General features: G+C 66.3%; 20 protein-coding genes. 7 read left to right on the top strand and 13 right to left on the bottom strand.

Going from position 1 to position 22,950, the window contains the following annotated elements; all coding sequences use genetic code 11:
* Window positions 1-30 precede the first annotated feature (30 nt).
* On the bottom strand, window positions 31-1,902 hold the full coding sequence (mnmC, locus tag KVT32_RS25000) for an FAD-dependent 5-carboxymethylaminomethyl-2-thiouridine(34) oxidoreductase MnmC (protein WP_217618981.1): 1,872 nt from the start codon (window positions 1,900-1,902) through the stop codon (window positions 31-33).
* A 136-nt stretch (window positions 1,903-2,038) separates the two neighbouring features.
* Between mnmC and KVT32_RS24995 the strand changes: the two genes are divergently transcribed.
* Window positions 2,039-2,914: an inositol monophosphatase family protein gene (locus tag KVT32_RS24995; RefSeq protein ID WP_152383398.1), complete on the top strand. Its 876-nt coding sequence runs from the start codon at window positions 2,039-2,041 to the stop codon at window positions 2,912-2,914.
* Window positions 2,915-2,923: 9 nt separating this feature from the next.
* Here the strand turns inward: KVT32_RS24995 and KVT32_RS24990 are convergent, their stop codons facing one another.
* A complete protein-coding gene (locus KVT32_RS24990; RefSeq protein ID WP_217618980.1) occupies window positions 2,924-4,624 on the bottom strand; it encodes an AMP-binding protein in 1,701 nt (566 codons plus the stop codon).
* Window positions 4,625-4,701: 77 nt separating this feature from the next.
* Here KVT32_RS24990 and KVT32_RS24985 point away from each other — a divergent pair, with 77 nt between their 5' ends.
* Window positions 4,702-5,898 (top strand): M20 aminoacylase family protein, encoded by a 1,197-nt coding sequence (locus tag KVT32_RS24985; RefSeq protein WP_056320815.1) that lies wholly within the window; start codon window positions 4,702-4,704, stop codon window positions 5,896-5,898.
* A 7-nt stretch (window positions 5,899-5,905) separates the two neighbouring features.
* On the opposite strand, the gene KVT32_RS24980 is transcribed toward KVT32_RS24985, so the two are convergent.
* Complete coding sequence (locus tag KVT32_RS24980) at window positions 5,906-6,796, bottom strand: LysR family transcriptional regulator (RefSeq protein WP_056320812.1); 891 nt, start codon at window positions 6,794-6,796, stop codon at window positions 5,906-5,908.
* 115 nt (window positions 6,797-6,911) lie between these two features.
* Here KVT32_RS24980 and KVT32_RS24975 point away from each other — a divergent pair, with 115 nt between their 5' ends.
* The 4 genes from KVT32_RS24975 (at window position 6,912) to pagP (ending at window position 10,663) form a co-directional block, all read left to right on the top strand.
* Window positions 6,912-7,985 carry a YeiH family protein gene (locus KVT32_RS24975; RefSeq protein WP_217618979.1) on the top strand — a complete coding sequence of 358 codons (1,074 nt, stop codon included), beginning with the start codon at window positions 6,912-6,914 and terminating at the stop codon, window positions 7,983-7,985.
* Window positions 7,986-8,082: 97 nt separating this feature from the next.
* Window positions 8,083-8,493, top strand: a complete 411-nt coding sequence (locus KVT32_RS24970) for an acyl-CoA thioesterase (RefSeq protein ID WP_056320808.1) — start codon at window positions 8,083-8,085, stop codon at window positions 8,491-8,493.
* Between the two features lie 10 nt (window positions 8,494-8,503).
* Complete coding sequence (mgtE, locus tag KVT32_RS24965; RefSeq protein ID WP_062841653.1) at window positions 8,504-9,976, top strand: magnesium transporter; 1,473 nt, start codon at window positions 8,504-8,506, stop codon at window positions 9,974-9,976.
* A gap of 132 nt (window positions 9,977-10,108) precedes the next feature.
* Window positions 10,109-10,663, top strand: coding sequence for a lipid IV(A) palmitoyltransferase PagP (pagP, locus tag KVT32_RS24960; protein WP_152383395.1), 555 nt, complete (start codon window positions 10,109-10,111; stop codon window positions 10,661-10,663).
* Window positions 10,664-10,668: 5 nt separating this feature from the next.
* Here pagP and KVT32_RS24955 read toward each other — a convergent pair whose 3' ends face one another.
* The 9 genes from KVT32_RS24955 to KVT32_RS24915 all read right to left on the bottom strand — a co-directional run bounded on the left by KVT32_RS24955 (window position 10,669) and on the right by KVT32_RS24915 (window position 21,220).
* Window positions 10,669-11,280, bottom strand: coding sequence for a gamma-glutamylcyclotransferase (locus KVT32_RS24955; RefSeq protein ID WP_056320800.1), 612 nt, complete (start codon window positions 11,278-11,280; stop codon window positions 10,669-10,671).
* 161 nt (window positions 11,281-11,441) lie between these two features.
* A complete protein-coding gene (locus tag KVT32_RS24950) occupies window positions 11,442-11,900 on the bottom strand; it encodes an Lrp/AsnC family transcriptional regulator (protein WP_056320797.1) in 459 nt (152 codons plus the stop codon).
* Window positions 11,901-11,917: 17 nt separating this feature from the next.
* Window positions 11,918-12,697, bottom strand: coding sequence for an SDR family oxidoreductase (locus KVT32_RS24945; RefSeq protein ID WP_056320795.1), 780 nt, complete (start codon window positions 12,695-12,697; stop codon window positions 11,918-11,920).
* Window positions 12,698-12,873: 176 nt separating this feature from the next.
* Window positions 12,874-14,568: a thiamine pyrophosphate-binding protein gene (locus KVT32_RS24940; protein WP_217618978.1), complete on the bottom strand. Its 1,695-nt coding sequence runs from the start codon at window positions 14,566-14,568 to the stop codon at window positions 12,874-12,876.
* 69 nt (window positions 14,569-14,637) lie between these two features.
* Window positions 14,638-15,624, bottom strand: a complete 987-nt coding sequence (locus tag KVT32_RS24935) for a tripartite tricarboxylate transporter substrate binding protein (protein ID WP_217618977.1) — start codon at window positions 15,622-15,624, stop codon at window positions 14,638-14,640.
* Complete coding sequence (locus tag KVT32_RS24930) at window positions 15,624-16,385, bottom strand: GntR family transcriptional regulator (RefSeq protein ID WP_056320787.1); 762 nt, start codon at window positions 16,383-16,385, stop codon at window positions 15,624-15,626. The genes KVT32_RS24935 and KVT32_RS24930 overlap by 1 nt, the downstream gene beginning before the upstream one ends.
* A 196-nt stretch (window positions 16,386-16,581) precedes the next feature.
* Window positions 16,582-17,301: a VOC family protein gene (locus KVT32_RS24925; protein WP_056320784.1), complete on the bottom strand. Its 720-nt coding sequence runs from the start codon at window positions 17,299-17,301 to the stop codon at window positions 16,582-16,584.
* Window positions 17,302-17,319: 18 nt separating this feature from the next.
* Window positions 17,320-20,055 (bottom strand): preprotein translocase subunit SecA, encoded by a 2,736-nt coding sequence (gene secA / locus KVT32_RS24920; protein ID WP_152383391.1) that lies wholly within the window; start codon window positions 20,053-20,055, stop codon window positions 17,320-17,322.
* 190 nt (window positions 20,056-20,245) lie between these two features.
* Window positions 20,246-21,220 carry a M23 family metallopeptidase gene (locus tag KVT32_RS24915; RefSeq protein WP_152385417.1) on the bottom strand — a complete coding sequence of 325 codons (975 nt, stop codon included), beginning with the start codon at window positions 21,218-21,220 and terminating at the stop codon, window positions 20,246-20,248.
* Between the two features lie 129 nt (window positions 21,221-21,349).
* On the opposite strand from KVT32_RS24915, the gene KVT32_RS24910 reads away from it, so the two are divergent.
* A complete protein-coding gene (locus tag KVT32_RS24910) occupies window positions 21,350-21,757 on the top strand; it encodes a DciA family protein (RefSeq protein WP_081101088.1) in 408 nt (135 codons plus the stop codon).
* 205 nt (window positions 21,758-21,962) lie between these two features.
* Here KVT32_RS24910 and lpxC read toward each other — a convergent pair whose 3' ends face one another.
* Window positions 21,963-22,886 (bottom strand): UDP-3-O-acyl-N-acetylglucosamine deacetylase, encoded by a 924-nt coding sequence (gene lpxC / locus KVT32_RS24905; protein ID WP_056320776.1) that lies wholly within the window; start codon window positions 22,884-22,886, stop codon window positions 21,963-21,965.
* Window positions 22,887-22,950: the final 64 nt, after the last annotated feature.

The following is a 22,950-nucleotide window of genomic DNA, read 5'->3' as shown; positions in this document are numbered from 1 at the left end:
GCGTGCCGACCCGGGCGCATTAAATATTTTTCATCGTGGTGAAACAAGCTGGACCAGATCGGTCTCCAGCGGCAGCGGTTCGCCCATCAGACGCGCCGCAATCAGGTCCCCCATCAGCGCCGACCACGACAATCCGCGCGACGCGTAGCCGGCGGCCAGCCATAGACCCGGTGCGTGGGGCAGCTCGCCGACGGCCGGCAGACGGCCCGGCAGGACGGCGCGCCATCCGGCCCAGCCGGGCAGATCGCCCGGAACCAGCGCGTCGAATGCCGGGAAGTGGCCGGCAAGCAGCCCCGCCGCCTTGCCCAATGTGACACGCTGCCCTTCGGCGCCCACCGAGGCCTCGGCGGCGCCATGGACATAGGTGCTGCCGACCACGCAGCCCACGCCAATATCCGGCAGAAGATAGCCTTCGCCGCCGACGATGCACCGCGGGCCGCCGTCCAGGGCCGCCGCGGGGATCAGCGTCACCTCGCCGGCCAGCGCGTGCATCTGGGCGACGCGGGTCAGCGGGTCCAGCAAGCCGCTGGCCGCCAGGACCTCCCGTGAACCGGCGGCATTTGCCAGGATCACGGTGTCTGCCCGGGACAGTTCCGTCCCCGAGGCGTTCAGCACCCGCCACCCCTGCCCCGCCGGCGACACGCGGGCGGCCCGCCCGGCAATCACCGCCGCGCCAGCCGCGGCCAGCAGCGCATCGATCAGCAGCCCGGGCTGCACCAGCATGCCTTGTGAAAAGAACACGCCGCCGCGCGCCACGGGCAGTCCGGCCAATGCGCCAGCCTCTTCCCGCGTCACCTGGCGCACCCAGTCCGCCGGGAATGCCAGCGCTTGCAGGGTGCCCGCCAGCGCCGCCGACCGGCCGGCGTCGCGCTCGACCTGGACGGTGCCGCAGACCCGGGGCGCCGCGCCCCCCGGCAGCCCCTGCCAGCGCGCCAGCGCCCTTTCGCTGCCCGCACGCGACAGCCGCGCCCGCGCATTGTCGTCGCGCGCCACCACCGGCGTGAGCGCAGCGGCCAAGTGGCCGGCATGCGCCGGCGCGCCCAGCGCGCGCCCCGCGTCCAGCACGGTGACGCGCCACCCGCGCAGCGCCAGCGCGTGGGCGATCCCCGCGCCAGCCAGGCCGGCGCCCACGATCACGGCATGCTGTCCAGACGAGACCGCCGCGGGCTGCGCGGCAGTTCCCGCCTGGCGGACCTGCCCCACTGTCATATGCCATTTGCCCCCGTAACCGGGCGCGCGCCGCACGTCAAAGCCGGCGTCGGCCAGATTGCGGCGCAGTTCGCCGGTGCACGCCCAGGTGGCGACCGTGGCGTCTGGCGCCGCCAGATCGGCCAGGGCGCGCAGCAGCGGTGTCGCCCACATCTGCGGATTGCGCTCGGGTGCAAAGCCATCCAGGAAAAATGCGTCCACCCGCGCGCCCAGCCGGGGGGCCAGCGCCTGCGCGTCGCCAAAGCCCAGTGTCAGCGTGACGGCGCCGTTCTCGAATTCCAGCCGGTGCAACCCCGGCAGCAGCGCCGGCCATTGCGCGGCCAGCGCGCGCGCCATGCCGGCCAGCGGCTCGGGCGCATGGCGCGCCAGCAAGGCGGCCATGTCGACCCCCGAAAAGGGGTGAGCTTCCATCGAGACGACATGCAGCGCCGCCGGCCGTTGCGGGTCATCGCGCCAGGCCTTCCACAGCGCCAGGAAGTTCAGCCCCAGCCCGAATCCCGTCTCGCAGACGGTGAACGCCGCACGCCCCCGCCAGCGCTCCGGCAGTCCGTTGCCCCGCAGGAAAACGTGCTCGGCCTGGCCCATCGCCCCGGACGGGGAGTGGTAGACGTCCCCATAAAAGGCGCTGACCAGCCTGCCGTCGGCATCGACATCCCCCGTTGCGGGGACCAGCGGAACATAAGTCACAGACATTCAGCCCAAAGATACAAACATGATGAAGCGCGAATTATCCGGCCACATGGCCGTTCGCGTTGGATGCGCACCACGCGGCGAAAGGATTAGTCCGTTTGCTACAGGTTTGCCGCATTGGTGGGCTTACACTGGGCCAATGGATACCTACGATCAGCCCCAATCGCTGGCATCGCCCATCGACCTGTGCGCCGCGATCGACGCGGCCGTCACGGCAGCTCATGCGGGCGCAGCCATCCTGCAATCCTACGCGCACCACCGCGCCGATCTCGTGATCGATCGCAAGGCCCGCAACGACCTCGTGTCCCAGGCGGACCGCGAGGCGGAGGCCGCGATCATCCAGGAATTGAAGGCCCGCACCCCCAAGTTCGGCATCGTCGCCGAGGAAACGGGCGGCAAGGCCCAAGGCGTGGCCACCTGGTACATCGACCCGCTCGACGGCACCACCAACTTCCTGCACGACATCCCGCACTACGCCGTGTCGATCGCCCTGATCGCGCATGCCGGCACCTCGATGTCCGCCAACCAAACGCTGGCCGATGACACGCCGGTCATCGGCGTGGTCTACGACCCCAGCCGCGAAGAGCTCTTCACGGGCGTGTACGGCGTGGGCGCGTGGCTCAACGGCCGCCGCATCTCGTGTTCGCGCACGCAGACGATCGAAGACGCCGTGCTGGCCACAGGCTTTCCGTTTCGCGATTTTTCGTTCGCCGCGCAATACATGCCGATGTTGCACGACGCCATCAACCGCGCGCGCGGCGTGCGCCGCATGGGCGCGGCCGCGCTGGACCTGGCCTGGACCGCCTGCGGCCGGTACGACGGTTATTGGGAAATGGGCCTGGCGCCCTGGGACGTGGCCGCGGGCACGCTGATCCTGCGCGAGGCGGGCGGCGTGTGCACCGACATGCACAAGCAGGATCCCTGGCCGATCGGCGGGCGCGTCGTGGCGGGCAATCCCGCCATCGAACGCGCGCTGCACGAAATGATTGCGCCTCACCTGAACAAGCAAGGCTGAGGCGCCCCACTAGGCGGACGTCTTCGCGGGCGCCGCGGCCTGCGCGTCAGGCCGCAGTTCGCGGCGCAGGATCTTGCCCACGTTGCTCTTGGGCAGCTCGTCGCGGAATTCAACGAAGCGCGGCCGCTTGTAGCCCGTCAGCTTGTCCTTGCACCATTGCTGCACCTGGGCTTCGGTCAGCGACGGGTCTTTCTTCACGACAAACACCTTGACCGCCTCGCCGGAGTGCTCGTCCGGCACGCCGATCGCGGCGCATTCCAGCACGCCCGGATGCTGCGCGACCGCGGCCTCGACCTCATTCGGATAGACCTTGAAGCCGGACACCGCGATCATGTCCTTCTTGCGGTCCACGATGCGGGTATAGCCCTGCTCGTCCATGATGCCGATGTCGCCAGTCCGGAAGAACCCATCGGCCGTCATCGAATTTCGCGTCTCGTCGGGCTTGCGCCAATACCCCACCATGACCTGCGGCCCGCGAATCCCGACCTCGCCACGTTCTCCGAGCGGCACCTCGTTGCCCGCATCGTCCAGGATCGCGACGTCCGTCGACGGCAGCGGCAGCCCGATGGAACCCGAATACGCGGTGGCATTGGTGGGATTGACCGTCGCCACCGGCGACGTCTCGGACAGGCCGTAGCCCTCGATCAGCGGCCGGCCCGTGATCTTCAGCCAGCGCTCGGCCACCTGCTGCTGCACGGCCATCCCGCCGCCCAGCGTCAGCCGCAGGCCGGAGAAGTCCAGGCGCGCAAAGTCCTCGTTGTGCGCCAGCGCGTTGAACAGCGTATTGACGCCGGGAAACACATTCACCGGCGTCTTGCGCCACGCATTGATGAGCGAAGGCTGGTCGCGCGGATTGATGATGAGCACGTTGCGCATGCCCGCGTGCAGGGCGTAAAGACCGCACACCGTCATGGCGAACACGTGATAGAGCGGCAGCGCGCTGATGATGGTGAGCTGCTGGTCCGCCATGTCGTGCACGACCGGCTGCGCGACCGCCTCGGTCTGCAGCACGTTGGCCACCAGGTTGCGGTGCGACAGCATGGCGCCCTTGGGCACGCCGGTGGTGCCGCCCGTGTACTGCAGCACCGCCACGTCATCCATCGAGATGGCCGGCGGATTGAAAGGCAGATGCGCGCCCTCGTGCAGCAGCTTGGGCAGCGCCAGCGCGCCGTCGATATGCCACGGCGGCACGATCTTCTTGATGTAGCGCGCGGCCAGGTTGACCAGCGGCGCCTTCAGGCCGCCAAGCAGGTCGCCGGGCCCCGTCACGACGATGTGCTTGAGTTCGCCGCGGTCGGCGACCTGCTGCAAGGTATGCGCAAAGTTTTCCAGGATGACGATGACGGACGCGCCGCTGTCCAGCAACTGGCGCTGCAATTCATCGGCGGTGTAGAGCGGATTGACGTTCACCAGCGTCATGCCCGCGCGCAGCGCCCCCAGCATGCACACCAGATAGGCCGGCACGTTGGGCATCATCAGCGCGACGCGCGCGCCCTTTTCAAGGTTCAGCCCTTGCAGCCAGGCCGCGAACGCGCGCGCGTGCCCGTCCAGCTGCGCGTAGGTGATGTCGCTGCCCATCGCCGTGCAGGCGATGCGCGTCGCGTACCGCTTGCAGGCCCGGTCCAGCAAGTCGGTCAGCGAGGAATATTCCTCGGTGGAGATCTCCGCAGGAACGCCTTGGGGATACTGAGCAAGCCACGGACGCGTCATGGTATTTGTCTCCATTAAATTGATTTTTGAATGATGATACCCTTTGTCCGTTCCCCCTATTTCCCCCGAGTTCGCTCATGAAACTCCTTGAACCCATCGTTGCCTGGCACCAGGATATTTCCAAGATCCGACGCGACATCCACGCGCATCCCGAACTGGCCTTCGAAGAGTTCCGCACCGCCGATGTGGTGGCGGCCAAGCTCGAGGAATGGGGCATCGAAATCCATCGCGGGTTGGGCGGCACCGGCGTCGTGGGCATCATCCGCGGCAACCAGCCCGGCGATCGCGCGGTGGGCCTGCGCGCCGACATGGACGCGCTGCCCATGCAGGAAGCCAACACGTTTGCGCACGCCAGCAAGAACGACGGCAAGATGCACGCGTGCGGCCACGACGGCCACACCGCCATGCTGCTGGCCGCGTCGCAATACCTGGCCGAGCACCGCGATTTCGCGGGCACGGTCTATGTGATCTTCCAGCCTGCCGAAGAAGGCGGCGGCGGCGCCAAGCGCATGATCGACGACGGCCTGTTCACGCGCTTCCCGATGGAAGCGGTGTTCGGCATGCACAATTGGCCCGGCATGAAGCCCGGCCAGTTCGGCCTGACGCCCGGCCCCATCATGGCCTCCAGCAACGAATTCTCGATCGTCATCAAGGGCAAGGGCACGCACGCGGGCATGCCGCACCTGGGCATCGACCCGGTCATGGCGGCGGTGCAGATGGCGCAATCGCTGCAGACCATCGTCACGCGCAACCGCAATCCGCTGGACGCTGCGGTGCTCAGCATCACGCAGATCCATGCGGGCAGCGCCGACAACGTGGTGCCCAATCATGCCGAATTGCGCGGCACGGTGCGCACCTTCACGCTGGACGTGCTGGACCTGATCGAACGCCGTATGGAAGAAATCGCGCGCCACACCAGCGCGGCGATGGACTGCGAGGTCGAATTCACCTTCCAGCGCAACTATCCGCCCACCATCAACCACCCCGAGGAAGCGGCGTTCTGCGCCGACGTGCTCCGCGACATCGTCGGCGACGCCAACGTCAACGCGAATGTGCAGCCGACCATGGGCGCCGAGGACTTCGCGTTCATGCTGCAGGAACTACCGGGCTGCTACGTCTGGATCGGCAACGGCACCGGCGAGCACCGCGACAGCGGCCACGGCCTGGGCCCCTGCATGTTGCACAACGGCAGCTATGACTTCAACGACGATCTGCTGCCGCTGGGCGGCACGTACTGGGTGCAGCTCGCGCTCAAGCGGCTGGCCAAGGCCTGATTCCGGCCTAGCCCTCCTGCCCGCCGACCGCCAGGCACATCGCCAGGAAGCGCTCGGCGGCGCGGGCGGCGGCATCGGCGTGCGGCACCAGGATGCTCAGGGTCCGCGTGAGCGGTTTGGGCAACAGCCGCAGGGCCGCCAGTGCGCCGTCTTCGTGCCGCATCGACATCACCGACACGAAACCCACGCCCAACCCTGCCCGCACGGCCTGCTTCACGCCTTCCACCCCGGCCAGCTCCAGGCCGACAGACGGGGCCAACCCGCCATCGCTGAAGGCCCGTTCCACCAGCCGGCGCACGCCGGAACCCGGTTCACGCATCACCAGCGGCGAGGCCGCCAGATCCCGTAGCGTCACGGCGCCCTTGTGCGCCAGGGCATGATCGGCCCGCACGATCGCCACGACCTCGTCCTGGCGCCACGCGTGCACCGCGGTATCGGCGGGCAATCCGGCGGGCACATCCCCTTCAATGAACGCCAGATCCAGCGCGGGCAGGCGCTCGACGATCTCGCGCGTGTTGCCATCGGACAGGTGCAGGCTCACGGCGGGGAAGTCGTGGCGAAAGTCCGCAACCAGACGGGGCAGCAGATAGCTGGCCGGCGTGGTGCTGGCGCCCAGCCGCAGCGCGCCGGTTTCCAGCCCGCGCCACGATTCCCGCACGGCCTGCGCCTGCCGGTACACCTGCCGCAGTTGGCGCGCCTGCTCGGCAAGGCGCTCGCCGGCTTCGGTCAGCGCGATGCCGTGGCCGCTGCGGCGGTACAGGGGCTCGCCAAACCACTCCTGCAAGGCGCGCAGCTGGCCCGAGACCGCCGGCTGCGACAAATGCAGCGCCTGGGCGGTGCGGCTGATATTGCCGGTATCGGCGACCGCGGCGAACGTGAGCAATTGATCCGGCGTCATGAGCGAACTGATATCAGATTTCCTGATATTCAATATTTAGATTGAAGATTTTTCAAATAATACGGCCGGATCTAATATTTCGTCTAGTTATGTAGTTATGCCCAAAGGGCCAGTAATGAATACCTCCACCACCACCGCCGTTCCGCTCTCCCCCACTCCCGCTGCCGCGGCCACGCCCTGGCGCGACAAGCTCAATGGCGTGTTGTTCGTGGGCTTGATGGCCGGCGCCGTGATGCAACTGGCCGATCTTCCCTTCATCCGCCAACTAGGCTTCTCGCCGCTGGTCGTGGGCATCGTTGTCGGCATGCTTTACGGCAACTTCCTGCGCGGCACCATGCCCGCAGACTGGGGCGTGGGCGTGAACTTCACGGCGCGCCGCCTGCTGCGCATTGCGGTTGCCTTCTACGGCCTGAACATCAGCATCCAGCAGATTGCCGCCGTCGGCATGCCGGGCCTGGCGGTCTCGGTGGCCGTGGTGGTGGGCACGCTGCTGATCGGCACCGTGGTCGGCCAACGGCTCCTGGGCCTGGATCGCGATACGGCCATGTTGACCGCCGCAGGCAGCGCCATCTGCGGCGCGGCCGCGGTGCTGGCCTTCGAACCGACGCTGCGCGCCGCCCCCCACAAGAGCGCGGTGGCCGTGGCGACCGTGGTGCTGTTTGGCACGCTGTCGATGTTCCTCTACCCGGTCTTCTATCACGCGGGCTGGCTGAACTTCGATACCCAGGCGCTCGGCATCTATATTGGCGGCACCGTCCACGAGGTGGCGCAGGTGGTTGGCGCGGCCAGCAACATCGACCCCGCCACGACGGAAGTCGCCACCATCGTCAAGATGACCCGCGTGGCGCTGCTCGTGCCCGTGCTGCTGATCCTGGGCATGTACCTGCGCAGCGCCGCCTTGCACGCGGGCGGCGGCCAGGGCAAGGGGCAAAAGCTGCCCATCCCCTGGTTCGCCGTGGGCTTCCTGGCGCTGGCCATCGTCAATTCCCTGAACATCATTCCCGCGGATATCGTCGCCGCCATCCGCCGGCTCGACGTCTTCGCGCTGACCATGGCCATGACCGCGCTGGGCATCGAAACCCGCTTCGCCCAGATCCGCAAGGCCGGCCCGCGTGTCATGGCCCTGGGCTTCATCCTTTACGTCTGGTTGTTGGTCGGCGGCTACGGGATCGTCAAGCTGGCGACCTGATGACCACGCAAGGCGACGGCGGCGGGCGTCAACGCGCACGCCGCCGTCGCGTTTTTCCTGCATAATCGGCTGGTTCTCTAGCATTGGAGTCGGCCGCATGACCTCCAGCACCAAAACCCCGTTTACGACTCTGCCAGCCCATCGCGACGCGGTGTTGCGCGTCATGCCGATGCCGGCCGACGCGAACATCCACGGGGACGTTTTTGGCGGCTGGATCATGTCCCAGGTAGACATCGCAGGGTCCATCCCTGCCGCCCGCCGTGCCGCCGGCCGCGTGGCCACCGTGGCGGTCAATGCCTTCCAGTTCAAAGAGCCCGTGTTCGTGGGCGACCTGCTCAGCTTCTACGCCGCCATCGTCAAGACCGGCACCACGTCCATCACGGTATCCGTCGAGGTCTACGCGGAACGCCAGCGCCTGGACGCCGAAGTCGTCAAGGTCACCGAGGCCACGCTGACCTACGTCGCCACCGACGAAGCGCGGCGCAGCCGCCCTCTCCCCACACTTTGAGCCGTAACGCATGACGCAGTCCGCCGCCGCGCAGAAACCGCCCGCGACGCCCCGCCGGCTCGACCCGGAAGACGCCCAGACCGCCCTCGCGGAAGTCCAGGAGCGCTTGCGGCGCCAGCACCTCGTCGAAGAACTGGTTCACCGCCAGGAAGAAGGCGACGCCAAGGCGCCCCTGGTCGAAGACCTGGTGCACCGCCAGCACGAAGCCGAGTTGAAAACGCTTGTCGACGGCCTGCACCCCGCCGACATCGCCTTCATCCTCGAATCGCTGCCCAAGGACGAGCGCCAGGCGATCTGGAAGCTGGTCAGCCCTGAGCACGACGCGGACGTCCTGCTCGAAGTCGAAGACTGGGTCCGCGAATCGCTGATCGAGGCGATGGACCGCCAGGACCTCGTCGCCGCGACCGAAAGCATGGACGCGGACGAGCTCGCCGACCTGGCGCCCGACCTGCCGCCCGACGTGGTGGCGGAAGTGCAAAAGGGCCTGACCGAGGAAGAACGCGCGCAGCTTCTGGAAGCCATGGGCTATCCGGAAGACAGCGTCGGCGCCATCATGGATTTCGAGATGGTGCGCGTGCGCGAGGACGTCACGCTCGAGGTCGTGCTGCGCTACCTGCGCCGGTTGCATGAACTGCCCGACCACACCGACCAGATCTTCGTCGTTGACCGCCAGGACAAGCTGCAGGGCATCCTGCCGCTGTCGCGCCTGTTGGTCAGCGAGCCCGAAACCGAAGTGCGGGCAGTCATGAATTCCGACTTCCTGACGCTGAACCCGCTGGATTCCGATGCCGACGCGGCCGGCGCCTTCGAGCGTTATGACCTGGTGTCCGCCCCCGTGATGGACGACCAGGGCCGGCTGATCGGCCGCGTCACCATCGCCGACGTGGTGGACGTGATGCGCGAAGACTCGCAAGAGCAGGCGCTGTCGCGCGCCGGTCTGCAGGAAGAAGACATCTTCGCCCCCGTCACCACCGCGCTGCGCAACCGCGCGCCGTGGCTGCTCTTCAATCTCTGTACCGCCGCCACGGCGTCGTTCGTGGCATCGCAGTTCGAAGGCACGGTCAGCCAGATCGTCATCCTGGCCTTCCTGATGTCGATCGTGGCGGGCATCGGCGGCAACTCCGGCAACCAGACCATGACGCTCATCATCCGGGCGCTGGCCATGGGCCGCATCACGGGCCGCAACCTGTGGCAGCTCGTCAAGCGCGAGCTCTTCGTGACGCTGCTGGTGGGACTGTGCGGCAGCGTGGTGGCCGCCCTGTTCGCGTGGGTGATCTCGCACTCCGTGTCCATCGCGCTGGTGATGATGGCCGCCATGATCTGCAACATGCTGGTCGGCGCGTCGGTCGGCGTGCTGGTGCCCATGGTGCGCGCACGATTCGGCAAGGACCCGGCGATGGGCTCGTCGGTGCTGCTCACCTTCGCCACCGATTCGCTGGGTTTCTTCATTTTCCTGGGCCTGGCCACCATCTTTCTGTTGTAGCGCCCCCGCCACGACACGCCGCCAGATCGGCGGCAATACCCCCGAATGCGCGGGGATGACAGCCCTCTGACAGGGAAGACGACATGCCCTCCGTTACAGTAACGGAACTGTCATCTTTTCCCTGGGGCCGCCATGACCACCAGACTCCGAGCCGCGCTGTTTTGCCTGCTGTTGTCCGTCTTCACCGTTACCGCCCACGCTTGCGAAGACATGCCCTCATGGGCCAAGTCCGCGTGCAACCGCATCGACCAGATCTGGACCGAAGGCGGTAATGACCTGTATGTCAGCGGCTACGCCTGGCACAACCGCGCCAAGTACAGCGCCGAAAAGATCGACAGCTTCCGTGAATTGGCCTGGGGCGGCGGCTACGGGCGCAGCATCTACGACGAGGACGGGGATTGGCAGGGACTGTACGCGATGGCGTTTCTGGACTCGCACTCGAAGGTGCAGCCCATTGCCGGCTACGGCTTTCTGAAAATCGGCCAGGTCAGCGACAACTTCCGGCTTGGCGCGGGCTACACGGTGTTCCTCACCGCGCGCCACGACATCATGAGCTACGTGCCGTTTCCCGGCATCCTGCCGCTGGTCAGCGCCGGCTACAAGGACGCCATGCTGTACGCCACGTATATCCCGGGCTCAAGCGGCGCCGGCAATGTGCTGTTCGTGTTTGGCCGCTGGCAATTCTGATCGCGTCAGAACGCATGGCCCAACTTGCGCACCAGGTCTCCCAGGCGCCAGTCGTCGATGCCGTGCGCGCGCAATGCACGCGCCGTTTCCACCACGTAGTCCAGACAAGGCCCGGAATGCCCGACCGCATTGCGCACGGACGCCAGCAGGCGGTCGTCGCACAGGTCAGCCGCGTACTCGCGGCAGGCGCGGTTCAACAGGAACACCAGTCCGCGCACGGGCGCATCGTCGGTGTGGCAGGTCAGCCAGCGCGGGCTGTAGGCGCCCGTGACCATCTCGCGCCGCCATAAGGCCTGAAAGACCTGCGGCACGTCGCTGGCCGCGATCTGAAACGCGACGCCCCGGCAACAGCCGCCACGGTCCAGGCCGAACACCAGCCCCGGATTGTCCGGCGATCCGCGGTGGTCATGCGACCACAGGCAGAGCGAGCGGTGATAGCCCCGCACCGTGGCCAGGCGCCGTTCGCGCCAGGCAAAGCCGGGGTGCCATATCAGGGAACCGTAGGCAAACACCCACAGGTCGTCGACGCCGTTCCAGCCGGCCAGCAGGTCATCCACCGATGCTGCTTGCCGCGTTTTCTGCAATCCGGCGCAGCCGGCGGGCACTGCCAACGACATAGGGTCCTCTGATATCCCAAATCACTCCAAGACTGGAGTGAGCGATATCCTACGCCGCCCCTCAAGCAAAAGCATTGCCAGATTGGGCCCGCGCAACACGCAGAAAGAAATTTGCATCCGCGGCGGCGCGGGCGGCAGAAAAAAATTTGCGCGCCGCGCGCCTACACCGCGTTCAAGGGCAATTCCGTGGTGCTTTTGATGACTTCCATCGAGAAGCTGGCGCTGACGTCCAGCAGGTCCACGGCCCCGATCAGCCGGCGATAGAAGCGGTCATAGGCCGCCATGTCCTCGACCACCACCTTCAGCAGATAGTCGACGTCACCCGCCATGCGGTGAAATTCGACGACGTTGGGCAACGCCATCACCGCGTTGATCAGGCTTTGCGTCCACTTCTCGTTGTGCTGGCTGGTGCGGATGGACACGAACACCGTCAGGTTCAAACCCAGCGCGCGCGGGTCCAGCAGGATGGCGTTGCGCGCGATGACGCCGTCATCCTTCAGCTTCTGGATGCGGCGCCAGCACGGCGTCACGGAAAGGTTCACTTGCTCGGCCACTTCGGCGACCGAACAGGTGGCGTCCTTCTGCAGCAGCGCGAGTATCTTGAGGTCCGTCTGATCCATGGATGTTTTCGATGCCATCAGTAGGTCCCGGGGTAACCGCCCCCGTCGATCAGCAGATTCTGCGCCGTCATGTAGCCGGCGTGGGCCGAGCAGACATAGGCGCACAGCGCGCCCAGTTCCTCGGGCTGGCCGTACCGGCCGGCGGGATTGCTGCGCGCCCGCTCGTCCCACAGTTGTTCGAATGTCTTGCCGCCCTGCTCCACCATGCCCTGGATGTGCCGGATCTGCGCATCGGTGGCAAAGGCGCCGGGCAAGAGGTTGTTGATCGTGACGTTGTGGCGCACGGTCTGGCGCGCCAGACCGCCCACGAAGCCGATCAGGCCCGAGCGCGCGCCATTGGACAGGCCCAGCTCGGCGTGCGGCGCCTTCACGCTGCGCGACACAATATTGACGATCCGGCCAAAGCGCCGCTCGACCATGCCGTCCACCACGCGGCGGATCATGTCGATCGGTCCCAGCATCATGGCGTCCAGCGCGGCAATCCAGTCGTCGTGCGACCAGTCCCGGAAGTCGCCCGGCAGCGGGCCGTCGGCGTTGTTGATCAGGATGTCCGGATGCGGACAGGCGGCCATGGCCGCGTCGCGCCCCTGCGGGAGCGTCAGGTCGGCAGACACCCACCCCACGCCGGTGCCGGTCTCACGCGATATCTCGGCGGCGGCTTCCTCCAGCGTCTTCGGATTGCGCGCCGCGATGGTCACCGCCACGCCCTCGCGCGCAAGCTGCAAGGCGCAGGCGCGCCCCATGCCGCGGCTGCCGCCAAACACCAGTGCCTTTCTGCCGCTGATCCCCAGGTCCATGCCCGCCCCCTCTGCTGTCGCGTTGACGGCGCCGGGCGCCCGCGGCCCGCCGCTCCGAAGCGGTCCAGTATAGGAGCGAGCCCGCCGGCGTGGAATTTTTTTCTAATCCGGCCGGCCAAGAAAAATGGGGCCCCGCGACGGGCCCCATCGGCAATGCAGCGAATGCGGCTAGCGCATCAGCCCATCCATTGGCTCACGGGCGCCGCGGCGTCTTGCAGCGGCTGCGTCACCACGTCGATCAGCGCGGGGCCGTCGTGTTCCATGGCGGCCTTGATCGCCGCGTCCAGCTTGGACGGATCCTCGACGCGCCATGCCTTCACGCCGTAGGCTTCGGCAATGCGCGCATGGTCGGTGCGGTTGAAGTCCACGCTGTAGTAGCGCTTGTCGTAACCGGCCTTCTGGCTGGCCTTGATCCAGCCATAGACCGAGTTCGAGAACACCACCATCAAGAGCGGCGCCTTGTGACGCACGATGGTTTCCAGCTCGCCCACCGTGAAACCGAAGCTGCCGTCGCCCATCACCGACACGCACTTGGACTGCGGACGGCCGACCCAGGCGCCCAGCGCCGCCGACATCGAAAAACCCAGCGCGCCATGAGCGCGGTTGGTGATGAAGTGGCGGCCGGGGCGCGAGACATCGTAGTACGCCGAAAAATACGGGCACGGCGTGCCGGGATCCGCGCACACCACCGCGTCGTCGGGCAGCAGGCGGTTCAGCGACTGCACCACGCGCTCGGGCAGGATCGGCGCATCCAGGCTGGCGGCCAGCGGTTCAAGCTGCGCGCGGCGCGCGGCCTTGGCGCGGCCGGCCAGCACGGCGCCATCGGCCGCATCGGAGGGCCGGTGCTTGATGCGCGCCTGCACTTCGGCGGACAGCGCCTCGAGCGCCAGCTTGGCGTCGCCCACCAGGCCGACTTCGGTCAGGTAGTTGGCGCCGATCACCATCGGGTCGATGTCGATGTGCAGGATCGGCACATTGCGATTCGGGAAGCGCCAGTGCTCGGTCGAGGTCGACCCCGCGCGGCAGCCCACGAAGAGCACCACGTCGGCGGCCGCAACGACATCACGCGTCGCCATCACGCCGCCGTTCGAGCCCACCACGCCCGCGTTCAGCGGATGGGTGTCGGCCAGGCTGCCCTGCCCGCTCACCGTCACGCAGACCGCGGCCTTCAGGGACTCGGCCAATTCTTGCAGCGCGCCGCTGGCGCCGGCGATGACCACGCCGCCACCGCAGATGATGACCGGCGAACGCGCGGCCACCAGCCGCTGCGCCGCGCGGGCCACGTCGGCGGGGTCCGGCGCAAAGCGCATGGCCGGGAAGCTGCCGTGCTCGGGCTGCGCCCAGACATCGGACGCATCGACCTGCTGCTTCATCACGTCATAGGGAAAGCACAGATGCGCCGAGCCGGGCTTGCCGGTCGTCATGGCGCGGAAGGCCGCGCGCACCATGCCCGGAATCTGGTCCGCGCGATCGATCGTGCGGTTCCACTTGGTCAGCGGGCGGTATAGCGCCTCCTGGTCCAGTTCGGTCAGCGGGTACTTGCCGCGCGAGCCGACAGCCACGTCCGACGTGATGCCCAGCACGGGAATCGACGATTCGTTGGCTTCGACCAGGCCAGGCAGCAGATAGGTCGCGCCGCCGCCGCTGGGGCCTTCGCACACGCCGACCTTGCCCGTCACGCGGGCATAGGCATCCGCCATGTAGCCGGCGCTGCGCTCATCGCGCGTCAGGATGTGCTGCATGCCGTGATCCAGGCGGTACAGCGCGTCATACAGCGGCAGCGTGGTGTCGCCGCACAGGCCGAAAATGTGTTTGACGCCGTTGTGTTGCAGCATCCGCACCATCGCTTCGGCGCCGTTCATGTGTTCCATGTCATCTCCACGTAATTCAGGAGCCGGCCCGCAGCGGCGGCCTTGCCGCCGCTGCCGGACCGACGCCGTTCAGTTATCCAGATTGATGTTGCTGCTCTTGATGAAGGCGCTCCAGCGGTCGTATTCCGACTTCACGTACGCATCCAGCGCCGGGCCATCGGAAGCCACGATCTCAAAGCCCGCTTCCGTGATCTTCTTCTTGATCTCGGGATCGGCCAGCACGGCCTGGAAGTCGGCCGTCAGCTTCTTGACGGTGGCCGGCGGCGTGCCCTTCGGCGCAAACATGCCGCTCCACGAATAGGCGACAAAGCCGGGAAAGCCCGACTCGGCCACGGTCGGCACATTGGGCAGTTCGGGCAGGCGCTTTTCACCAGCGACCGCCAGCGGCTTGATCTTGCCGCCCTGGATCTGGCCGCGCAGCGCCGCAAAGCTCAGCCACGTCATGTTGGCCTGGCCGCCGACCACGGCCTGGATGGCCGGTCCGCCGCCGCCGTACGGCACGTGCAACAGCTCGACCTTGGACAGCCGCTTGAGTTCTTCCGGCGCCAGGTGGTTCAGCGAACCGACGCCCGTGGAGGCGTAGTTGAACTTGTTGGGCGGCTGCTTGGCGGCCGCCGCCAGGAATTCCTTCAGGTTGTCCCCGGGCACGCTCGGGTTTGCGCCGATCACGAGCGGAAAGCGCACCGTCTGCCCGATGGCGACAAAATCCTTGAACGTGTCATAGGGCAGCTTGGGCTTCACGGCCGGATTGATGCCGTGATTGTCAAAGCTGACCAGCAGCGTGTTGCCGTCCGGCTCGGCCCGCGCCACGAATGCGGTCGCGATCTGGCTGGCTGCGCCCGGACGGTTTTCGACGACCACCGCGCGGCCGCCCATCTGCTGCGACAGGCGCGGCTGCAGGATCCGCGCCAGGATGTCGGTGCTGCCACCGGGCGGATACGGCACGACGAGAATCAGCGGCCGTTCCTCGGCCATCACCGGCGCGGCGACAAAAGCGCCCCCTGCCGCGGCCAGCGTGCATACCGCCGCCAGCGTCCGCTTGATCGTTTTATTCATCAGTTTTCCCCTGCTGTTGTGGTGTTGGCCGGCACTGCCTTGGCGGGTTCGGCCTGGTCCCGCATGTAAATGGTAGAAAAACCCGTGCGTATGACGTCGGTGATCTGGTCCAGCCGCCGGCCGATGTGCGCACTGATGAGGGCGGGCAAGGCGTCGAGGTCGCGCCGCTCCAGCGCATCCACGATCCGCAGGTGCTCGCCCTGCGTGTGGCTGCGGCGGCCCTGCTGCATGTCGATCCAGCGCACGAAATGAATGCGCGCATTGACGCTTTCCAGCGCGCGCACGAATTCCTCGTTGCGCGAGTAGCGCGCCAGCGCCAGATGAAAGGCTTCATCTAGTTCCAGCAGCCTGGCGGCATCGCTGTCTTCGGGTTCGTCGCGCGAACGCTCGACAAAGGCGCGCAGGCTGGCCAGTTCTTCGTCGGTCGCGCGTTCGCACGCGGCCCGCACGATGCCGGCTTCCAGCACCGCGCGATATTCGTAAAGGCTGTGGATCTGCTTGGCATCCAGCAGCCGCGCGATGAACCCGCGGTTGACCGACCGCGTCAGGAACCCCTCGACCATCAGCTGGTTCAGCACTTCGCGCAGCGGCGTGCGGCTGACGTTCAGGCGGCGCGCCAGTTCAACCTCGTTGATGCGTTCGCCCGGCTTGAATTCGAAACGCACCGCCATCGCCTTGACGGCGCCATACAGTTCGGCCTGTCCGGCCGACGTGCGGGCGGCGCGGGGAGCGGGTCGCGTCGAGGGTTGGGAGAGCGTCATACCGGATCGCGTGGGCAAATTTCCAGTCGGGATGAAGTGCATACTAAAGTGCATACACTTTACGCGGCAACCCGGGTTTGCCCCAAGCGCGCAAGACCTGCGCCGTCTCACTGCGCGGACACCAAGGGAACGACAGGCATGAAAAAGCCCGCCGGAAAGCGGCGGGCCGATCGACGGGCAGGCCTACGCGGGTAGCTTACAAACCCGTATCCAGCGTGTAATGCGCGCCGTCGCGGTTTTCGAGGGTCAGGGTGGACAAGACCGGCGTCTGCGCCGCATCGTCCTGCTGGACATGAATGCGCAGGTTCGCCAGCGGCACGTCCCAACCGCCGGTGGCGGCTTCGGCCGTCACCCCGGCCACCAGCGCCAGGCGCTCGGCCACGCCTCGGGCGTCCGCCGCGCGCGCGTCGATACGATGCAGGCTGCGGGCCCCGTTGGGATGCGCCATCAATGCCGGCGACCAGACGCACTCGGGCGTCAGGTGACGGCAGAAATACATGCGGATGCCGGGCAAGGGTTGCTCGGCAAAGCGCACGGTATGGAATCGGGCCTGAACTTCCTGGCCGTCCAGCATGGCCGGACGGGTCAGTTCCTGCACGGGGTTGACGGCAAAGCCGGCCTCACGCAACCGCGTGTAGGTGGCTTCGGCGTCATAGGTGCGAAACACCAGCGCTTCCAGGCCAAAGGGCGAATCGGCGATTTCCTTGCGCGCGGGCGGCGCGCCGGGCGGCCACCCCAGCAATTCGACGTACGTGCCTTCCAGCACGATCAGGCGGTTGCACGACCCCAGGTTGTGCACGGCCTTGTCGCTGAGGTGAAAGCCCTGCCGTTCGTAATGGGGCGCCAGCGCATCCAGCCGGTCGCGCACCATGACGACGGCGTGGTCGAATTCAGTGCGGCCGACGGAATGCAGCATGAAGGCTAACCCCTTTTATCAGACCAGCTTACCGTGGCACTGCTTGTACTTCTTGCCGCTGCCGCACGGGCACGGATCGTTGCGGCCGACCTTGGGCATGGCGTTGCGCGCGGGCTGAGCGCCCGATTCCTGCGCGTCGGACGCCAGCGCCTCGTCGTAGTCCGAGTGGTGGTACTGCACATTTTGCACGTGCGGTTGCGCCGCTTCGGCTTCGGCCTGCTCGACCTGCTCGGACGATTGCACGCGCACCGTCATCAGCACCTTGACCACATCGTCGCGCACGCGGTCCAGCATGCCCGAGAACAGTTCGAAGGCTTCGCGCTTGTACTCCTGCTTGGGATTCTTCTGCGCATAGCCGCGCAGGTGAATGCCCTGGCGCAGGTAGTCCAGCGCGGACAGGTGCTCGCGCCAGTGCGTGTCGATCGCCTGCAGCATGATCGAACGCTCGAACTGCGACCACGATTCTTCGCCCACCTGGTCGACCTTGGCCTGGTACGCATCGCGCGCCGCGGCCACCACGCGTTCGCGCAGTTCCTCGTCGTTCAGGTTGGGTTCCTTTTCAAGCATCTCCGTCAGCGGCAGATGCAGGTGCCAGTCGCCTTCCAGCGCATTTTGCAGCGCGGGGATGTCCCACTGTTCTTCCACCGATTCCGGCGGCACGTACGTGTTGAACAGGTCGGTCACCGCGGCGTCGCGCAGGTTGTGCACCGTGGCGCCGACGCTGGCGGCTTCCAGCACGTCGTTGCGCTGCGAGTACAGCACCTTGCGCTGGTCGTTGGCGACGTCGTCGTATTCCAGCAATTGCTTGCGGATGTCGAAGTTGCGGCCTTCCACCTTGCGCTGCGCGGTTTCGATCGAACGCGTGACCATGCCGGCCTCGATGGGCTCGCCCTCAGGCAACTTCAGGCGTTCCATGATGGCGCGCACGCGGTCGCCCGCGAAGATGCGCATCAGCGAATCTTCCAGCGACAGGTAGAAACGGGACGAGCCCGGATCGCCCTGGCGGCCGGCGCGGCCGCGCAACTGGTTGTCGATACGGCGCGATTCATGGCGCTCGGTGCCGATGATGCGCAGGCCGCCTGCCGCCTTGACCTGCTCGTTCAGCGGCTTCCATTCCGCGCGGATCTTTTCAATGCGCGCGGTCTTCTCGGCTTCGGACAGCGATTCGTCGGCGCGGATCAGGTCGACCTGCTTGTCGACGCTGCCGCCCAGCACGATGTCGGTGCCGCGGCCGGCCATGTTGGTGGCGATGGTGATGTGGCCCGGCTTGCCGGCTTCGGCCACGATCTCGGCTTCGCGGGCGTGTTGCTTGGCGTTCAGGACCTCGTGCGGTAGCTTGGCTTTCTTCAGAAGGCCGGACAGCAGCTCGGAGTTCTCGATGCTGGTCGTGCCGACCAGCACGGGCTGGCCGCGCTCGTGGCAGTCACGGATGTCTTCGAGGATGGCGTTGTACTTTTCGCCGTCGGTCTTGAAGACCTGGTCGTTCTGGTCCTTGCGGACCATGGGCTTGTTGGTCGGGATGATGACCGTTTCAAGCCCGTAGATTTCCTGGAATTCGTACGCTTCCGTGTCGGCCGTACCGGTCATGCCGGACAGCTTTTCGTACATGCGGAAGTAGTTCTGGAACGTGATCGACGCCAGCGTCTGGTTCTCGTGCTGGATCTTCACGCCTTCCTTGGCCTCGACGGCCTGGTGCAGGCCATCGGACCAGCGGCGGCCCACCATCAGGCGGCCCGTGAATTCGTCCACGATCACCACTTCGCCGTCCTGCACGACGTACTGCTGGTCGCGGAAGAACAGGGTGTTGGCGCGCAACGCCACCATCAGGTGGTGCATCAGCGCGATGTGACGCGGGTCGTACAGCGATTCGCCTTCGGGCAGGATGCCCAGGCGGGCAAGAATGCCTTCGGCGTGTTCGTGGCCGGCTTCCGACAGGTAGACCTGCTGGCTCTTTTCGTCGACCCAATAATCGCCTTCGGGTTCCGGCTCCTGCGGCTTGGGCTCGTGCGCCATGCGCTTGAGCAGCGGCGGCACCGCATTCATGCGGACGTAGAGTTCGGTGTGGTCTTCGGCCTGACCCGAGATGATCAGCGGCGTGCGGGCCTCGTCGATCAGGATCGAGTCCACTTCGTCGACGATGGCGTAGAACAGCCCGCGCTGGCGGCGGTCCTCAACACGGAATTCCATGTTGTCGCGCAGGTAGTCGAAGCCAAATTCGTTATTGGTGCCGTACGTGATGTCGGCAGCGTAGGCGGCCTTCTTTTCTTCGTTCGGCTGCTGCGGCACGACCACGCCCGTGGACATGCCCAGGAAGCGGTACAACCGGCCCATCCATTCGGCGTCGCGGCGGGCCAGGTAGTCGTTCACCGTGACCACGTGCACGCCCTTGCCGGCGATCGCGTTCAGGTAGACGGGCAGCGTCGCCATGAGCGTCTTGCCTTCGCCCGTGCGCATTTCGGCAATCTTGCCGTTGTGCAGGGCGATACCGCCCAGCATCTGCACGTCGAAGTGCCGCATGCCGAAGACCCGCTTGCCCGATTCGCGCACCACGGCGAAAGCTTCGGGAAGCAGATCGTCCAGGGACGTGCCCTGGGCGTGGCGGGAACGGAATTCGTCGGTCTTGGCCGCCAGTTCCGCGTCGGAGAGCGCGGCGATCTTGGGTTCGAGCCCATTGATCTGGGTTACCAGCTTGCGATACTGCTTAAGCAGCCGATCGTTGCGGCTACCTATGAGTTTTTTGAGCAGAGAAACCATGCGTATTGTCGGCCGCACAAGCCATGCCGCACCGCCAAAGCGTGCGTGGCATCACCCGTGACTTGATGTTATTGGTTGAGCGGGAGTCCGCCGGGAAACGATCCAGTTTAACGCACCTGAAGCGTAATAGCCTGGACCTATGACCAGGGTATCACTGTTGGCCGGTTTGACCGGCCAACCCGCCGTGGGTTCACGGCGCGGCGGCTCGCGCGACGGCGGGCGGCGCGGGCTGTTGCTGGGGACCGAGGAACAGGCGCGGATCCAGCGGCTGTCCGGCAAGGCGGACCTCGAAATGCAGATGCGGACCGGTGGAGCGGCCGGAGCTTCCCACACGAGCGACCTGCTGGCCGCGTTCGACCAGATCGCCCTGCTTGACCAGCAGCGAAGACGCATGCGCGTAGCGGGTGATCAGGCCGTCGCCGTGATCGATCTCGACCATGTTGCCAAAGCCGGGCGCCCATTTGGCCTCAAGGACAACGCCCCCCGAGGCGGCCAGGATCGGCGTGCCCGAGGGCGCGGCGAAGTCCAGCCCTTCGTGCATGGCCGACCGGCCCGTCACCGGGTTGCGGCGCCAGCCATACGAGGAGGTCAGATAAGGGTAATCGGTGATGGGCATGGCGGTCGGCATGCGCGCCTGATCCGCTGAGCGCTTGGTGAGCGCGGCGTCCAGCAGCTTCAGATTGTCGGTTTGCTGCGAGAGCCGCGCCTGGATCTCGTCAAGCTGCCGGCCCAGCGCCTCGGCCGACGCCGCGGTGGGCGGCGGATGGTCGGTGAACAGATCGTCCATGACCTGCGTAGCCTCCGGGTGGGCCGGCGCTTCGGGCGCGGCCGACGCAAGCTGCTGGGCCAGTTCCGGGTCGGTGTAGGCCACGCCCGCCACCTTGGCCACGCGCTGGCCCAGGCCGTCGATGCTGACCAGCTTGGCCTGCAGCGCCCCCACCTTCGAAGCCAGCAAGTTCATGTTTTCACGCAGGAAATCGGCGTCGCGCCCGGGCTGTTCGGACAACGGCCAACCCATCGTGTGCACGGCGGGAAGGATGGGAGTGATGTATCGTTGAAGCGCGGCGCCAAAAATGGCCGCGGTAATCAAGGCGCCCCCCAGAAACAACGCCAGTCGCGCGCCGCCCAGGGTGAAATGCCCGTCCTGCCCTTCGCGGGCGTGCATAATCACGATCTTCAAGGTTTGCTTCCTAATTCTTTTAAAGCCGGCATGAATAGACCCGCTTCATACCGTCAACGTTCCAGTTCCAGCCGGCGCGTAGAAAATACCGCCCTGGGATGGCTGGGTCATGACATGCGGGGCGCCGGCGTGTTGGCGACTGCCCGCAAGCATCTGCAAATTCAGTATGCGGTGGCGGCGGTGTTGCCCGCTCCGCTGGGTGCCGTGTGCCAGGTCGCCAAGCTGGAAAACCTGTGCCTGCACCTGGTGGTGCCCACGGCCGCGCACGCGGCCAAAATGCGTCAATTGGCGCCGCGCATTGCGCGGTCGCTGGCCGATCAAGGCTGGAACCTTAACGAAATTGCCATCAAGGTACAAGCGGGTTTGCCCAAGCCTGGCTCCCGTCAGCCGCGCCCTCCCAAAGAGGCGCAACCCCTAGGCGACAAGGCCCTGGGCGCGTTCGAAACGCTACACGGCAATCTGCGGCCGGGTCCTCTGGCCGACGCCGTCGCCAAGCTCTTGAAGCACCACAAGAGTAGCTGAGCCGACCGGCTTTGTCCGGCAACTGGCAGGGCTGGAAACGTCACGAAACCAACTTTTCAGACCAATGGCCACATGGTCTGCTACCGGTTTGCGACTATCGCGCCAGGGGATGACGGCCAGTGCCGTCCTTAAGCAGGAATCCAAACAGAAACCCGCGCGAAGTCGGGGTCAGGCCCCCGGGCGCGGGTTCAAGGGCAAGCTGGCGTCAGGCCAGCTTCCATTCGTGGCGAAACGCCTGCGGCGCTTCTGCCTGCGATTCGTACGTGACGATTTCCCAGGCGTCGCGCTGCTCGAGCAGCGCGCGGGCCAGCTGGTTATTCAGGCCGTGGCCCGACTTGCACGCCACATAGCGCGCCACCAGCGGCTTGCCAAGCAGATACAGGTCGCCGATGGCGTCCAGGATCTTGTGCTTGACGAATTCATCGTCGTAACGCAGCCCGTCGCTGTTCAACACGCGGTACTCGTCCATGACGATGGCGTTGTCCAGGCTGCCGCCGCGGGCCAGGCCCATCGACCGCAAGGCCTCGACTTCATTCACGAAACCAAAGGTGCGCGCCCGCGCGATCTCACGCACGTACGAGTGCGTGGCGAAGTCGATTTCCGCAAAGTTCGCCGTCGAGTCGATGGCGGGATGGCGGAAGTCGATCGAGAAGGCCAGCGCGTATCCCTCATGGGGTTCCAGGCGCGCCCACTTCTCGTTGCGGCCTTCACCTTCGCGCACTTCTACCGGCTTCAGGACGCGGATGAATTGCTTGGGCGCGTTCTGCTCGACGATGCCCGCCGAGCGCAGCAAATACACAAACGTCGCCGCGCTGCCGTCCATGATGGGGACTTCTTCGGCAGTGAGGTCGACGTGCAGGTTGTCGATGCCCAGGCCGGCCAGCGCCGACATGAGATGTTCCACCGTCGACACGCGGACATTGCCCTGCTGCAGCACGGAAGCCATGCGGGTATCGCCCACGCCCGTGGCTTGCGCGGGCAGGTCGACGACCTGCGGCAGATCCACACGGTGAAAGACGATGCCGGTGTTGGGCTGTGCCGGACGCAGGGTGAGCTCCACCCGCCGTCCGGAGTGGACGCCGACGCCTGTCGTGCGGACGAGATTCTGAATGCTGCGCTGTCGGAACATGAGACTTGGAATTTTGAACCCGGAAGCCGGCAAGATAAGTACGTATTGCCGGCGTAACCGAAGT

Origin of the sequence: Achromobacter sp. GbtcB20 (assembly GCF_019091095.1) — a bacterium.
In the GTDB taxonomy this organism is placed as follows: domain Bacteria; phylum Pseudomonadota; class Gammaproteobacteria; order Burkholderiales; family Burkholderiaceae_B; genus Achromobacter; species Achromobacter mucicolens.
Note: the sequence above shows the minus strand (reverse complement) of the source record. Positions and strands in the feature narration are given on the sequence as shown.